The organism is Phocaeicola sp. RTP21198st1_B8_RTP21198_201120, from assembly GCF_040929485.1.
GTDB classification, from domain to species: Bacteria; Bacteroidota; Bacteroidia; order Bacteroidales; family Bacteroidaceae; genus Phocaeicola; species Phocaeicola dorei.
In genome coordinates, this window is sequence record NZ_JBCOCI010000003.1 from 25,955 (window position 1) to 42,625 (window position 16,671).

General features: G+C 44.8%; 10 protein-coding genes. 2 read left to right on the forward strand and 8 right to left on the reverse strand.

Annotated features, from left to right (window positions below; translation table 11 throughout):
* Positions 1–83 precede the first annotated feature (83 nt).
* Entirely contained in the window at positions 84–2,240 is a 2,157-nt protein-coding gene (locus AB5935_RS02645) for an alpha-N-acetylglucosaminidase (RefSeq protein WP_120053236.1), read from the forward strand.
* A 171-nt stretch (positions 2,241–2,411) separates the two neighbouring features.
* Here AB5935_RS02645 and AB5935_RS02650 read toward each other — a convergent pair whose 3' ends face one another.
* From AB5935_RS02650 to frr, 7 genes are all read right to left on the reverse strand, one after another.
* Positions 2,412–4,070 (reverse strand): amino acid permease, encoded by a 1,659-nt coding sequence (locus AB5935_RS02650; protein WP_007840639.1) that lies wholly within the window; start codon positions 4,068–4,070, stop codon positions 2,412–2,414.
* An 88-nt stretch (positions 4,071–4,158) separates the two neighbouring features.
* Complete coding sequence (locus AB5935_RS02655; protein WP_007836385.1) at positions 4,159–5,478, reverse strand: TolC family protein; 1,320 nt, start codon at positions 5,476–5,478, stop codon at positions 4,159–4,161.
* Positions 5,475–8,510 carry an efflux RND transporter permease subunit gene (locus AB5935_RS02660; protein ID WP_007840641.1) on the reverse strand — a complete coding sequence of 1,012 codons (3,036 nt, stop codon included), beginning with the start codon at positions 8,508–8,510 and terminating at the stop codon, positions 5,475–5,477. The genes AB5935_RS02655 and AB5935_RS02660 overlap by 4 nt, the downstream gene beginning before the upstream one ends.
* A 19-nt stretch (positions 8,511–8,529) precedes the next feature.
* On the reverse strand, positions 8,530–9,606 hold the full coding sequence (locus tag AB5935_RS02665) for an efflux RND transporter periplasmic adaptor subunit (protein WP_007840643.1): 1,077 nt from the start codon (positions 9,604–9,606) through the stop codon (positions 8,530–8,532).
* Positions 9,607–9,692: 86 nt separating this feature from the next.
* Entirely contained in the window at positions 9,693–10,715 is a 1,023-nt protein-coding gene (locus tag AB5935_RS02670) for a M28 family metallopeptidase (RefSeq protein WP_007836372.1), read from the reverse strand.
* 13 nt (positions 10,716–10,728) lie between these two features.
* Positions 10,729–11,661, reverse strand: coding sequence for a ribosome small subunit-dependent GTPase A (gene rsgA, locus AB5935_RS02675; protein WP_007836371.1), 933 nt, complete (start codon positions 11,659–11,661; stop codon positions 10,729–10,731).
* A gap of 121 nt (positions 11,662–11,782) precedes the next feature.
* Entirely contained in the window at positions 11,783–12,343 is a 561-nt protein-coding gene (frr, locus tag AB5935_RS02680; protein WP_005839846.1) for a ribosome recycling factor, read from the reverse strand.
* A 526-nt stretch (positions 12,344–12,869) separates the two neighbouring features.
* Here frr and AB5935_RS02685 point away from each other — a divergent pair.
* Complete coding sequence (locus AB5935_RS02685; protein WP_007836370.1) at positions 12,870–13,388, forward strand: histidine phosphatase family protein; 519 nt, start codon at positions 12,870–12,872, stop codon at positions 13,386–13,388.
* Between the two features lie 22 nt (positions 13,389–13,410).
* Here the strand turns inward: AB5935_RS02685 and AB5935_RS02690 are convergent, their stop codons facing one another.
* A complete protein-coding gene (locus tag AB5935_RS02690) occupies positions 13,411–16,668 on the reverse strand; it encodes a DUF4450 domain-containing protein (protein ID WP_038611156.1) in 3,258 nt (1,085 codons plus the stop codon).
* Positions 16,669–16,671 lie beyond the last annotated feature (3 nt).

The window sequence follows — 16,671 nt, forward strand, 5'->3', positions numbered from 1 at the left end:
TACTAATACGGCCTTCCTCCCTTTAAAGGAGAGGGGGCTGTTCTGTTTTTTATTTAATTGGTGTTATCCGTTACCTTAATAATATGATGAAAAAACTACGATTGTTGTTTGTGCTGTTATGGGTGACAAGCAACTTATTTTCTTCTCCTGTTACAGGATTATTAGAGCGCATCGACAAAGGAGCTTCCTCCAAATTTATTATCGAACGTCAGAAATCGGGGACCGATTTTTTTGAACTCGATCAGAAAGGTGATAAAGTAATTATCCGGGGTAATGATTATGTAAATATTGCTACTGGATTGAATTGGTATTTGAAATATTATGCAGGCATACATCTTTCTTGGAATGGAATGACTGCAAAACTGCCTGCTGTTTTGCCCCCTGTGACTAAAAAGGAACGGCATGAAACGGATCTGCCCTATCGTTATGATCTGAATTATTGTACTTTCTCTTACTCCATGGCTTTTTGGGACTGGGAGCGTTGGGAAAAGGAGATAGATTGGATGGCGCTTCATGGTATCAATCTTTCCCTGGCATTGACAGGGACTGAGTCGGTTTGGAGAAATGTACTTCTAAAACTAGGATATACTAAGGATGAAATTAATGAGTTTGTAGCCGGACCGGGTTTTACAGCTTGGTGGTTGATGAATAATCTGGAAGGGTGGGGAGGACCTAATCCTGAAAGCTGGTACATCCGCCAGGAGAAACTTCAGAAGAAGATCGTAAAAAGAATGCGTGAATATGGCATCGAACCTGTGTTGCCGGGATATTGCGGCATGGTTCCCCATAATGCAAAGGAGAAATTAGGATTGAATGTTGCTGATCCCGGATTTTGGTGCAGCTATCATCGTCCTGCCTTTTTACAGCCGGAGGATGAACGCTTTGAAGAAATCTCTGCTTTGTATTATAAAGAACTGACAAAACTGTATGGAAAAACTGGTTTTTACGCTATTGATCCGTTTCATGAAGGGGGAAGTACTCAAGGAGTAAATTTGGATGCAGCCGGTAAAGCCATCATGAAAGCCATGAAAAAAACAAATCCGGATGCTGTGTGGGTGGCTCAGGCATGGCAAGACAACCCTCGTACTTCGATGATAGAACATTTGGAAGCAGGAGATTTATTAGTCTTGGATTTGCACAGCGAATGCCGTCCGCAATGGGGGGATCCGGCATCAGAATGGTGTCGCAAAGGGGGATATGGACAACATGGGTGGGTGTATTGTATGCTTTTGAATTTTGGTGGTAATATAGGATTGCATGGTAAAATGGACGCGCTAATTAATGGTTTTTATGATGCGAAAACAGATAACCATGCCGGAAAGACGTTGTGTGGAGTAGGGATGACTCCGGAAGGTATTGAGAACAACCCGGTTATGTATGAGCTGGTGATGGAGTTGCCATGGCGTGAGCATCGGTTTACTCGTGATGAGTGGTTGAAAGGATATGTATATGCTCGTTATGGGGTAGAGGATGAGGCTTTGCAACAAGCTTGGGATTTACTAGGTAACGGTATTTATAATAGTCCCAAGGAGAAGATACAACAGGGAACGCATGAGTCTGTATTCTGTGCTCGTCCGGGGTTGGATGTATATCAGGTATCCAGTTGGTCGGAGATGAAAGAATACTATAATCCGCAGGATGTGATAGAGGCTGCCCGACTGATGGTTTCTGTGGCTGATAAATATCAGGGTAATAATAATTTTGAGTTCGATTTGGTGGATGTGCTACGGCAGGCATTGGCAGAAAAGGGGCGTTTGATGCAAAAAGTGGTAACGGCTGCGTTCCGGGCAGGAGACAAGCAAGTATTTGAGTTGGCTTCACAGCATTTTCTGCATCTTATTCTATTGCAAGACCACTTGCTGGGTACCCGGAAAGAATTCAAGGTTGGAATTTGGATTGAAGCGGCACGTTCAGCAGGACAGACCCAGGAAGAAAAAGCATTATACGAATGGAATGCACGTGTTCAGATTACTACATGGGGAAATCGTGTAGCGGCAGATCAAGGCGGACTTCGTGATTATGCTCATAAAGAATGGAATGGCATTTTGAAAGATTTTTATTTTATGAGATGGAAGGCTTATTTTGATTATTTAGCTTGTGTCCTGGATGGAAAGCAACCGGAGGAACTTGATTTTTATACCTTGGAAGAAGCATGGACTAAAGAAACAGGATTCTATTCCTCAATTCCTGAAGGAAATACTGTGGTAGTAGCTAAAAACATTTTTGAAGAAGTTTTTTAAATGTTCTTTCTACTATGGATAACTTAAGACTTTCATAGGTTATAAGGCTTGATTATGGGTTCAGAACTGATGGGTATGAAATTATGATAACTTTATTCACGGTAGGGGGTGATTGAATTTACCCCTTACAGTGAATGAAAGTTATGGAAGCAGATAGCGTGTAGAAAACGCTTACTTCTTCTTTTCGGATGTCTGTTTCCAGATACGTACCATATAGAATGCACAATGTGTGAACGCAAAGACGAACGAAATAGCGAGCAATGTCTTGTCTTCCTCCCAGCCTACAGTCTGTTGATGCCATAATCCTGTAATAACTGAAAGTACAGACAGGGCGATTCCTGCCATATTCAATATGGTGAGTCCTTTGCGTCGTTTTACATTATGCTCTAGCTTGCTGTGTTTTACTCCGTAGCAGGCATAAACATCCAGACCTATCAGCATCCATAATACCAATCGGATCCAAGTATCAGCCGGAAGAAACAACATCATACAAAGGCAGGTAAGGATGCCTAGAATCGGTACCGTGGGAACAAAAGGAGTTTTAAAGGCACGATGTACGTCAGGCATACTTTTGCGCACGATCAATACTGCCGCGCAAACCAATGTGAAGGCGAATAAGGTACCTATACTGGTCATTTCTCCGGCTACACGTGCCGGAACAAATGCTGCCAGCCCTCCTACAATGGCCATGAATAACAAATTACTGTGTGCCGGTGTCCGGTATTTCTCGTGAATCTTTGAAAAGAAAGGAGGCAACAGTCCGTCGCGGCTCATACTTAGAAATACACGGCTTTGTCCTAGCAAAGTTACCATAATAACCGAGCAGTAACCAAACAGGATAGCCAGTACGATGGCCCGGTTCAACCACGGATAATCCGGATGAATTACTCCTGTGGCATCTGCATGTCCCATGTGGTCAATCGCTACGGCAACAGGTGCGATACCTTGTTGTCCTGCAAAGTCAGAATAATGGGCAACTCCCGTCATTACGTAAGCAAATACCATATAAAGAATGGTGCAAATCAGCAGGGAACCTAGAATGCCGACGGGCATATCCCGCTTCGGATTTTTTGTTTCCTGAGCGGCTGTACTTACGGCGTCAAAACCAAGAAAGGCGAAAAATACAATCGCTGCTCCACGCAATACGCCCGAGAATCCGAACTCGCCTAAAGTACCTGTATTGGCAGGGATATAAGGAACATAATTCTCTGCATTAATGTATTTCCATCCTAATACAACGAAAATAAGAATCACTGCCACCTTCAGGAATACAATGAAGCCGTTAAAAATAGAACTTCCTTCTGTTCCACGAATCAGAAAAATACTCATCAGCACTACAATCAGTGCGGCCGGTATATTCACAATACCTCCGTCCCAGGGACAAGCAGCAAATGCATGGGGTATATTGATCCCCACTCCTTCCAAAAAAACAACGAGATATCTGCTCCAACTGATACTGACGGTAGTAGCGGCAACAGTATATTCCAATACTAGATCCCAGCCGATAATCCATGCTATAAGTTCGCCCATTGTAGCATATGAGTATGTATAAGCACTACCTGCTACAGGTATCATGGAAGCAAATTCAGCATAGCATAAACCGGCAAAACAACAACCGATTGCCGCTATGGCAAAAGATAAAGTAATGGCAGGACCTGTGTATCCTGCGGCCACTGTTCCGGTGATGGAAAATAATCCGGCACCGATGATAACACCTACTCCTAATGCGATTAAACTCCATGGTCCCAAGACTCTTTTCAGGGTCTTGTTTCCAGACTCATAGGCTTCGGCTTGTAATGCAGCAAAAGGTTTCTTGATAAATAATCCCATATCTTTTTACAACGTACTTAGTGATAATTGTGTGCAAAGGTACGGATAACTGCTATGAATTACAAGCTATAAGTAAAGGCTATAACGATTATTCAAGATATTTCGTTATTCTTCCACTTAGTTGGAGCAGGGAAATTTCACAGACTTTGGTGTTATATTCAGCAGATAAAATACGTTCTTCCGCATCAAGCAGACTCTTTTGGGCTTCACGCATCTCGATACCGGAGAGATCTCCCAGCAGATAACGTTCTTTGGCTATTTCATGGTTTTCACGGGCGGCAACCAGATTTTGGCGTTCCAAATTTAATAAACGTAAATTATTGCGATAGGCTTGCCACAGATTGCTTAAATCTGCTTTCAAACCCAATTCCAGTTGTTCTCTTTCCAGTTGCGAGTTACGTATTTGCAGGCTGGCATTGCGCTTTTCACGGCGACGGTTACCATCCCATAGGTTAATGCCTACGGTAATTCCTCCGTTTAGTCCCCAATTGCTTCTCCGGCTGGTGGCGTTTGTTTCATATTTGTTGAATGTATAGCCATAACCGGCGTTCAATTTCACATAGGGATAATTACGGGATAGAACCTGACGGTAATCCAATTGGGCAATTGTTGTATTTTGATCAGCTTTCAGCAGGTTGGCATTCGTCTTAAGGGTGGATTCCCATAATTCATCATAATTCAGCGCGTCATTCACTGTTATGATAGAGTCATTGACACGTAGCGGCCGGTTGACTTCCTGTACAGCCATTAACTCGTTCAGGTTGATACGTGAGGTAACCACCAGTTCTTGTTGTTTCATATATTGTGCACTGTCTGCATTGAAGTCCACTTTGGCTTGTTGATAATCCAGCCGGGAAAAATTACCGATATGGTATCGTTCTTCTACAATGCGCAGGCGTTCTTTGGATAAAGACACAGCGTAAAGGAAGTTCTTCAGACGGATTTCCTGTTGTACATAATTATAGTATTCGGCAGTGAGTCCCGCTATGAAATCTTCAAGGGTGATACGCGTGTTGGTTTCTCCCTGGTGTTCCAATTCCTTAAGTTTTTTGTAGGTGGTGCTGATATTGAATCCGTCGAACAGAGTCCAGTTTACATCCAGCCCGGCCTTTAAGGTTTGGTCGTAGATGTTTCGTTCACTGGCTGTAGTGCCTGTACTTCTGCTTTTGGTATCCGTATTGTCCAACGTTCCTGTATATCCGGCAGACAAATCAACAGTTGGCAGATAACCGGCATTTGCTAATGTGGCATTGTTATGGCTGATTTGTTCTTCATTACGGGTGATACGTATGGAATAATTGTTTGCAAGCCCTTCCTCCAGACATTTTTTCAGCGTATAAGGATATTGCGCATAGGTGGAAGCCACCCATGCGGTGCAGATACATAAAGTTATAATGATTCGTTTCATACAATTTCTGTTTTAACGTTTCGGTTGGTAGATATATAACTATAAATAGCCGGTACGATATACATGGTCAGGAAAGTAGATACTAACATTCCTCCCACAACAGCCGTACCCATGGCGATACGTTGATTGGCGCCTTCTCCTGTTGCGAATGCCAGTGGAATCAAACCTAATACGGTAGAGGCACTTGTCATGAGAATAGGGCGCAAGCGTTGCAAAGCGGCATCCCGGATGGCCTGCATCTTGTTTTCTCCGCCCTCCTGCTTCTGATTGGCGAATTCCACAATCAAAATACCATTCTTTGCCACTAGACCTATCAACATGATAATGCCGATTTGGCTGAATATGTTCATCGTGATACCTCCGGCATACATGAAAATCAGTGCTCCTGCAATGGCTAGCGGAACGGTAAGCATGATAATGAAAGGATCCTTGAAACTTTCGAACTGTGCTGCCAGAATAAGATAGATAAGTATCAATGCCAGAATGAAAGCAAACATCAGGCTGGATGAACTTTCCCGATAGTCTTTGGAGTCTCCCGACAAGGCGGTACGGAAGGTTTCGTCCAAAGTCTGGGCGGCGATTTTATCCATTTCTTCCAAACCTTGTCCGATGGTCTTTCCATCTGCTAGTCCGGCAGATACGGTAGCGGAAATAAAACGGTTGTAGTGGTATAATTTAGGAGGAGCTACGGATTCTACAAATTCTACCAGATTGTCCAATTGAATCATTTCCCCTTTGTCGCTTCGTATGTAAATAGATTTGATATTGGCCGGTGTATTACGTTGTTGGCGGTTTATCTGGCCCAAAATCTCATATTGTTTTCCATTCATATAAAAATAGCCCATACGTTGTCCGCTGAGACCGTATTGCAGTGTTTCGGCTATATCACGCACAGTGGCTCCCATTGTGCCTGCCTTATCACGGTTAATATTCACTCTCATTTCCGGGCTGCTGAACTTCAGGTCCACGTCCGCCATCTGGAAAGTAGGGTTATCATATACTTTGCTTAAAAAATCCGGTAATACTTTCTCCAGTTTTTCTATACTGACAGCTTGTAGTACATATTGTACGGGCATACTTCCTCTCCGCCCGCCGAAAGAAGACTGTTGTTGCACAAAGGCACGTGCTTTCGTTTTATTGCGGATGGCCTGTGAAATACGTTCGGCAACTTCCATCTGGGTATAATCACGATCTTTGATATCTTTCAATGTGATACGTATATTTCCACTGCCACTGGAAACGCGTGCGGTTACTGATTCTGCATCGGGTATAATAGAATCTACCAGATTGTTGATATCTTCCGTATAATCACGGATGTATTCATAGCTGGCTCCTTCAGCTGCACGTGTATTGATACTTATTTGCGAACGGTCCTCCATAGGAGCCATTTCAGCGGGTATTTGGCCCCAAAGTACTCCGATGGCTATCAACATAATCACTGTAACAGGTATTGCCCATATGCGTCTTTTAAGAAAAGCATTCAGTGAACGGGCATATATGCGGTTCATACCTTCAAAGAAAGGCTCTGTCTTTTGGTAGAACCATCCCTGTTTTTCCCGTTTAATCAATAACTTGGTTGCCAGCATAGGGGTGAACGTTAATGCGGCAAAGGAAGAAATGATGACCGAACCTGCCACAACGAAACTGAACTCACGGAATAAACGTCCGCTGGTTCCTTCCATAAATACGATGGGCAAGAACACTGCCACCAGGGTGATAGTGGTGGAGATAACAGCGAAGAAAATTTCTTTTGCCCCTTCTATTCCTGCTTCGAACGGACGCATACCTCGTTCTATGCGGATATAGATATTCTCTGTCATAACGATGGCGTCATCCACTACCAAACCTACAGACAATACCACCGCCAGCATGGTCAGCACATTGATGGAGAAACCTGCTATGTACATCACAAAGAAAGCTCCGATCAATGAAACCGGAATAACGATGCAGGGAATCAGTGTCACGCGCCAATCGCGCAAGAACAGGAAAATGATGATGATAACCAGTACGAACGCTTCATACACCGTACTTTTTACTTCATCAATAGAAGCGCGGATAAACTTAGTGTTATCAAAGCCATAGCTGTATTTCACATCGTCGGGCAAATCCTTCTTCATCTGCTCCATACGCTGGTATACGGCATCGGCGATTTCGATATGGTTGGCACCGGGTTGTGGAATGACAACGACACCTACCATCGGCACTCCGTTCATTTTCATATAACTCTTGATATCTGCCGGACCTAGTTCGGCGTAACCGATATCGCTGAAACGGACAACTCTTCCGCCTACTTCTTTTAATATGATGTTATTGAATTCTTTAGCGGTGTGCATTTGTCCCATGGTGCGTAAGGTCAATTCTACGGTATTACCTTCAATGCTGCCCGAAGGGAGTTCTATATTTTCATTGGTTATCGCGTTCTTTACATCTACCGGAGTAATGCCATACCCTGCCATCTTGGTGGGGTCGAGCCATAAGCGCATGGAGTAACGTTTTTCTCCCCAAATAGATACGCTGCTTACATCCGAAATGGTTTGCAGTTGTTCTTTTACGGTCAAGTCTGCTATTTCACTCAGTTCCAACAGAGAGCGGCTGTCACTTTGGATAGCTACCATCAGGATAGGCGTTGCATCGGCATCAGCCTTGGATACAGTAGGAGGGTCACAGTCGCGTGGCAGGTAACGTTGTGCGCGGGACACTTTGTCACGTACGTCATTGGCGGCAGTTTCCAAATCGACGGATAATTCAAATTCCACTGTGATACGGCATTGTCCTTGTTGGCTGACACTGGACAAAGAACGGATTCCCGGAATACCGTTGATGTTTTGTTCCAAAGGCTCGGTTATCTGATTCTCGATTACATCGGCATTGGCACCCGAGTAACTACAGGTAACAGAGATGATCGGATTATCTACCGAAGGATATTCGCGGACTCCCAATGTATTGTAACCGATCAGTCCGAAAAGTAATATGATGATGGTAAGCACGGTGGCAAGCACAGGCCTACGGATACTAAGTTCGGAAATATTCATAAAAGTATTTTTTTAGTTGTTAGTTAATGGCCTGAAGTTCCACAGGCATTCCCTTACGTAATTGCAGTGTACCCGATGTCAGGATGGTATCACCCACAGACAATCCTCGTACAATCTGTACTTCGGCTTCGGTACGGAGTCCTATAATAACATCTACAGGGTCTGCAACTCCGCTACGATAAACAAATACTTTATTTTTACCCATTTCGGGGACAATAGCTTCGGATGGAATCGCTATCGCGTCTTCTATTTCTTTTTGTTTTAATTGAATATCTGCATATCTGCCTGCCAGCAGTTCGCCGTTGCGGTTGGGGTAGATGGCACGGATGTTCAATGAATGGGTTTCCATATCTATACTGGATTCGGTTGCATAAACCTGTGCATGATAGGTATCCAGTTTTCCTTCTACTTTGAACTCCAGATTAGTCCCTTTTTTTATTTCCCGGGCATAACGTTCCGGTACAGCGAACTCTACTTTCAATGGGGTCACTTTGGTCAGTTTGGCTACTACAGTGGTAGGGGAGGCGTATGCTCCTGTACTGACCTGTCTCAATCCGATGATACCGTCGAATGGTGCGCGGAGTTCGGTCATGTCAATATTGGCCTTGATATTTTCGATATCGGCGTTAAGGGTGGCAAGTTCGGTTTTTACCTGTTCGTATGCTTCTTTACTGACTGCATCTCGTTTTAACAGAGCGTTTTGACGGAACACACGGTCTTCGGCTAAAGGTATTTGTGCTTCCAGACGTTTTAATTGAGCCTGTAACTGCCGGTCGTTTACTTTGGCAAGTAATTCTCCTCGTTTTACCAATGTGCCTTCTGTGAAAAAAATATCGGTGATCTTTCCGGAGGTTTCAAAAGACAAACTCACTTCTTCGTCAGGAACCAGGCGTCCGGTAACCAATATTTCATCTGTCAGCAAGTGTGGTTTTATGACTTGTGCATTGACTTTCAATGTACGTTGCTTGTTTTCTTTAGGTAACGCGTCGGCGGCTGTCAGTTCTTCATTTTCGTGAGGGGTAAATTGATAGATGCCTAGTCCGGCCAAGCCGGCTCCGATTAATATAATGATGCCCCATTTGATTCGTTTGTTCATGTGCCTTTCTATATGGGTTAAATAAATACGTTAATGTAAGGTTAGATAAAAAAACGTGGCGCTCAGTTTAAACGCCACGTTCTTTTTTAATATTTTTTTTCGTTTGCCAGCTTCCACATCGCAAGGAAAGAGGCTTTGGTTATATCGACTATCTTCAGCCAATTAATTTTCTGTGTTTCATCTCCCGGAAGGTGATAATCGGGATGGGCATCAGTGTGATACCATATAATAGGTATTCCCAGTTTGGCGAACGTGCCGTTGTCGCTGCCTCCCACCGGATTGTCCCAAGCCCGGTAGTCAGGAGATAGCTGCAAGCGGTAATCTTCAATATCTTTTTTCAGCCAGTCACCGAAGGCCTGATGGGCTGCGGTATAGAAGTAAACGAAATAATCGGGCTGGTCCTCCCGGTTGTTACGTCCTATCATGTCATAGTTCAAATAGCCTTTTACCTTCTTAATATCCGGATAGTTCATGGCGAAATAACGGGATCCCAGCAATCCCTTTTCCTCACCATCCCAAAAGGCGAAGATAACGGTACGTTCCGGTTGCTCACCGGTAGCAAGAAAGGCACGGGCTACCTGTAATACGGCTTGAACGCCTGATGCATTATCATCTGCACCGTTATAAATCTGATCTCCTTCCAGCATAGGATCGTAGCCTATGTGGTCGTAATGTGCGCCGATAATGACAATTTCATTTGGATTCTTTCCTTCTATTTTACCTAAGATATTACGTAATGCCAATTTTTGATGTACCACTTTTTTCAGTTCCGCAATAGAATCGGGATGTACTTGCCAGCGTTTTCCTTTCACTTGCCGTTCAGCATGATATACATCAAAGGGTTGTATATAATCTCCGGCTAGCAGTGGTTTTATTCCCATCTGTTTCAGGCAGGAAATGATATAATTGCCTGCAATGCGTCCACCTTTCCATCCGGCTTCGCGTCCTTCCAGTTCGTCACAGGCCAGAAAGCCGATATGTGCTTCGGCTGTGGCACGGTTGATAGTTTCTACTCCTTTTTTTTCAGGAGTCACTTTTTTAGGAGAAGCGGCATTCAGCCCGGTGGTGCATAATGCAAACAGTGCAATAGCTAAGAGGTGTTTTTTCATAAAGTTGTGGTTTTTAGTAAGCGGCGCGATACTTGCCTTCTTCCTTGTCTTCCAACATGTTCAGGTAAGAAGTATAGCGTGACTCGCTGATTAGATGTTTCTCCACTGCATCGCGTACGGCGCATCCGGGCTCGTGCCTGTGGGTGCAGTTTCCATACTTGCATTGAGCGGAATATTCAAATATTTCTTTAAAGTAATGTCCTACTTCCTCTTCTTCCATATCAAATGTTCCGAAACCTTTGATACCCGGAGTGTCGATGATGTATCCACCACCGTCTACTGGGAACATTTCGGAAAAGGTTGTGGTATGCATTCCTTTGTTATGGTAATCGGAAATTTCACCTGTTTTCAAGGTTTGTTCAGGCAAAATAGCATTGATTAATGTTGATTTCCCTACTCCTGAGTTGCCTGAAAGCAAAGTGACCTTTCCTTTCAGGTCTTTTTTCACTTCGTCTGTACCTATGTTGTTCAGTGCGGAAACTTTGAAGCAAGGGTAACCGATGTATGTGTACAGGTTTATCAGAGCATCCATATAGCGTGTATCATCCTCATTATACCTGTCTATTTTATTGAATATCAGTTTGACGGGTACACGGTATGCTTCTGCAGTGGCTAGAAAACGGTCAATGAATATAGTTGAGGTTTCGGGATAATTAATTGTAACAATCAGCATACATTGATCCAGATTGGCCGCCAGTATGTGCGATTGTTTGGAAAGGTTAGAGGCGCGCCGGATGATATAGTTCTTGCGGTCTTCTATCTCACTGATGAAGGCGGTTCCTTCATTGTTGATAATGATTTGTACATAATCTCCTACAGCAATGGGATTGGTACTCCGAATACCTTTTAAACGGAAATTTCCTTTGATCTTGCATTCGATGGTACGTCCGTCTTCTGTTTTGACAAGATACCAGCTGCCTGTGTTTTTTATTACTAGTCCTTTCATAAATTAAAATGAAGGATGAAAAATGAAGAAAGAGGGATTGGACCGCACGGACAAGAGCAAGGCTGTGCAGGACAATTCTTCCTTCTTCATTATTATTGCTTCATTATTTTAAGTTTCTTCATTAAACCGTCATAATTTCTTTATCTTTCTCTGCCAGAAGTTCTTCAATCTTCGCGATATATTTATCGTGTACTTTCTGAAGTTTGGCTTCCGCATTCTTTTGCTCGTCTTCGGGCATACCTTCTTTAACAGCTTTTTTCAGTGTATCTATAGCGTCACGGCGTGCGTTGCGTATACTTACTTTTGCGGTTTCGCCTTCGCCTTTACATTGTTTGGCCAGTTGCTTGCGGCGTTCCTCTGTCAATGGCGGAATACCCAAACGGATGATTTCACCGTTGTTTTCGGGAGTGATGCCCAGATCAGAGTCCATGATAGCTTTTTCGATGATACGGAACATACTTTTGTCCCATGGCTTGATGGCGATACTGCGTGCATCGGGAGTAGTCACGGCAGCTACATTACTGATGGGAACCATGCTTCCATAAGAGTCAACACGAATGCCGTCCAGCAACCGGGTACTGGCTTTTCCTGCACGAATGTGCGCTAAGGCCTCTTCCAAATACATAACGGCCATGTCCATTTTCTCTTGTGCGTCGTTGATGCAAGTTTTTGCGTCTATCATACTGTTCTGTTATTTAAGTTGTTTATTGATTCGTTTTAAGTGAAACAAAAGTAATTTATTTTTTGATTATCTGCAATAAAAGGGGGATGATTTTATATTTCTAACGGCTCTTTACTTTATCATCACCAGTTTAAGTTGTTGAGGCTTTATTAAAAATAGGTGAAAAGTTTTTGTGTCCTATCGGATAACAGGATTGAAATGATGAACACCTTAAGCCTTTCTTCCCTGTGTACTAAGTCTTTTTTATTGCATGATTAAGCTTTTTCATACGGCAACCTATTACAGACTCCGATAATGGACTGTATAAACTATTGTAGTGGACTGTAGGGTCTGCTGTAATAGACTGTACGGTCCACTGACGGAGTCTGTAGTAGGTTGCCGTATGAAAGGCCTTAGCTGTGCGGAAGAAAGCCCTTAGTCTACGGGGAGAATACTTTTGTAATCAGGTATAACGACGAGACAGACAAAGACATCAACAGAATTAGGGTAAATTTGGTTGGTAAGCATTATCTTTGCATTAAAAAAGATGATAACTTTATATTTAGCCCGTCACGGGCAGACAGAAGAGAATATGACCCGTATTTTCCAAGGACATATGCCGGGCACGCTGACTGTTGAAGGAATAGCACAGGCTGAAGCGCTGCGTGATACTTTGCGGGACATCTCTTTGGACGCAGTGGTCAGTAGTGATTTGAAGCGGTGTGTGGATACGGCCCGTATCGCGGTGGAAGGTCGGAACCTGCCTTGGGAGAAAATGGTTTTGTTGCGTGAAATCGATTGGGGGAGCTGGACGGGGCTTGCCATTAAAGAAGTTGATTTGCGACATTTTCCGGCAGATGTGGAAACGGAGGCGATGCTGTATGAGCGTGCGGGGCGTTTTGTGGACTACTTGAAAGAGCGATATGATGGAAAACAGGTGTTGGCTGTCGGACATGGACTGATAAACAGGGCGGTACAGGCACACATTCAAGGAGTAACTTTGGAACATTTGCGTAGTGTGCCAAAGATGAATAATGCGGAACTACGCCGGTTCAAGTTAACGTAATTCCGCATTGAATAACACGTGGTTATTGCAAAGTGATTCCCATTATTCCTATCACTACATCATTGGACAGGGTTTCCAGGGTCAGCCCTTTTAGTTCCTTGGAATGATCCAAAGGAATATCGAGCAATATGCCTGCACCACCTTCTATCTCACGTCCATATACACCAGTGATGTTGAGTTCTTTACCCAGGTCACGGCTTACTTTACCGCTTTTCAAGTGCAGACGGTACGGCCGGGGAGCAGGTACTTGGAACGCTTTGCCGTCCACATAGAGGTCTTGTTCTATGGGACACCAGTTGTCCGGATTGATCAACTCCGTTGCTTGGGAAGTTCCGTCTGCATAGTGTATGCGGATTATTCCATTGGCAATGTGGCATTGCATGTGGTTGGTACTTCCCGCCATCAGCAGATAAGCATGTGAGGCTGTACCAGATAGTGAGATGGTGGAACTGTCCGGGTAATTATCCCATAGGGAGGTGAAAAGAATGTTGTTCCCTTTTTCTTTCAGACGGAAAGGGATGCCTAAAGACGTTTGGAAAGTATCATGATGTACAAGGCTGCGTAATCCCGAGTCGTCTATGGTAGCGCTCAGCAGCGGATGACACCATTCTCCTATTCCCTGTGTGGGAAGTTGCAAAGTAGTGTATGGAGACCGGGGAGACAGGTATTCATTTTGATAAATATCGGTGACAGAAGCATTCAGTTGTCTGTCAAAATCAATCATCCGGCATTTTTCGGGACGGATATCTGCAAAGTCTGTATAGGAAGGGGCTTTCTGGGTGTTCTCTATATAGATATTAACAGGTTGCCACCAATCCATTTCTCCTTGATGAGTGTAAACAAAGAAAGTGTGGTGTCCCGGTTCACCTTTTAGCTGTGCGTTGAAAGCGGTGGCTTCCACTGTGTGTTTTGCTAAAACGCTCTGAGGATCATATACTTGGGAGATGGATGCTCCCGAAGGTATTTGCAAAGCCAACTTCCCGTTTGAAGCGATGACTAGTTCTTGGACTGCCAACGTATGAAGTGATGCTCCTTCCCATTCGATGGTAATGGTGGTTGAAGATGTTCCTTCCGCCTGGATTGAAAGAAGAGGATAGCCATGGGCCGATTCGATGGATTGCCATGTGGCAGGAACACCATTCACTTTTACTGAACGGATCTTCTCTTTTCTGGCATTGATTTGCAATACCGGATGGAGAGGAGTCTGGAACCGTTGTGTGATATGATAGGTGTCCGTATCTTCTTTTCGGGTAAAGCGATAGCTTATATCGGGAGTACTGACGGAAGCCTTGTCCCAGTCGTCCGGAAAGCCCGGCCGGAGGATGATTTGCTGGTTCAGGGCATCCGGCAGGATACCGAACAGTCCTTGGATCAGTACTCGTGAAGCGACCCCGATGGGATCGCCGAAATCCCGGTAGCATTCTCCGCGTGCGGCATCATAGAAGCTGATCTGGCCGAAGTTGCCCGGACTGTCTCCTAGATACATGCCGTCTAGAACAGAGCTTTTCAAAAGTTTGTATCCGGCCTCGGCACGTCCGGCCTGGAAGTATGACAATGCGGTATGCATGACTTCGGCAAAGGCGATATTATTGACACTCCATGAGTAGGGTAGCCAGTTGGTGGTGGCGATAGTGGCATATCCATTCTCTTTTAATCCATGGGCTGTGACGGGAATATGAGGAATGGCTGTGTCTATATAACGGGTAGCCTGATAGGCTTGGAACGGGTTAGCTGTCTCGCTGTCTATAGCATGATAAATGGTCCATACAGCGGCACTTTCGTGTACTCGCTTGTGTCCCATAAAATCTTGATATTCCGCCCAATGTCCTTTACCGGGAAGCCATAGCCTCTCGTTCATGGCTTTCAGAATCTTTTCGGCTTCGTTGCGGTAAGGAGTGGGATCTTCGCCTATCTTTTCAGCCAATTGGGCCGCTGTCTTGTTGGCACGGTAGTTATAAGCCGATGAATGGGTGACTCCTCCGCTATTGTAATAAAGGGCGTCACTGGCCCAAATGCAGGCGTATGCGTCATACAGCCCGTCGTTATCTGGGTCGTAGTTCAGCTTTTCCCATGCGAGGTGACGGGTGATGACAGGCCACATTTGGCGGACATAATCCAAGTCCCCCGTCCATTTGAAATGCCATAACAATTCGTCTATGTAACAAAGGTTCATGTCGTAGTGGTGCATCTGATTATTGCGATGCGGATTACGGCAGATGTATCCGTTACTGTATTGGGGGGTACCCCATTTCTTGACGGAACGTGCCAGATGCAGGGCGGAATCTTGTGCCGGATGGGGGAGGGTGTTGGGCACTTCGGTGACCTGACTTGCCGCGTATGCGTTGAAATGGGTCCGGGCACGGTCATGCCATCCCAAAACATCGCCGGTATAAGCGGCTCGCCAACCACTGAGTGGCATCCGCCATCCTATGGCACCGTGTAACCATACTTCGCCGTCCCAGATTCCATCAGCTGCCATGGCCAGAGTGCCTCCTAAGGTGTTGAAATAAGGGTCGGGTGTTTCAATGCGGATGCGTGAGGCTGTTTCGGAGCGGGCAGCTTCTGCTTTTTTAAACAGGGTTTCGCCTTCGGCAGTTGTCAGTGTACGTAGTTCCTGGTTTTCCAATAGAATATAAAGTGTTCCATCTATCTGTGCCGGGCAGGATTGTAACTGTTGAGGCTGGAGAGGAGCTTCGAAACTGTCGGCAGGGTCGGCTCCCATATCTCCGTTACGGTTTAGCTTGGAATTACGTATCTCTGAAATGGATGTCAGTAGAATGGGATTGGATCCCTTGAAATTCCGGGCGTTGAATTGCCAGATGGCCCCTTCTTTATCGGGAAGTGCCAATGTGGCAATAGATAAGTTTCCACCTTCGAAGGATGGGTGGAATAAATTGTAGCTGCGGCGTCCCGCTGTATAACGGGACTCGCAGTGTTCGGTAGAATCAAGGGCTACCGTTCCTCCGGAGGTCTGCAGTTTAAAGCAGATGTGTTTCGGGTTCTTCTTGGTATAAGCAGCGAATACGGGCCGGTCGCTTGTCTCCAGCCGGAATGCTGTGTGGCTGCCGTATAAGGCACGGGTAAAGCGATTCTTACCGTTGATGCAGACAAAATCGTCTCCGTCAGGAGTATATTGCAGGCTTCGGGTGGCATTCCGGCGATGCTCGTTGTACGAAGTGGATTCTATGAAATCGCCTATCTTTTGTGGCTGCTTGGTTTGTCCTGCGCCGGAAACGCTACCGATGCCCAACAGGCATAGAAGTAAATATGTCGTTTTCATGAT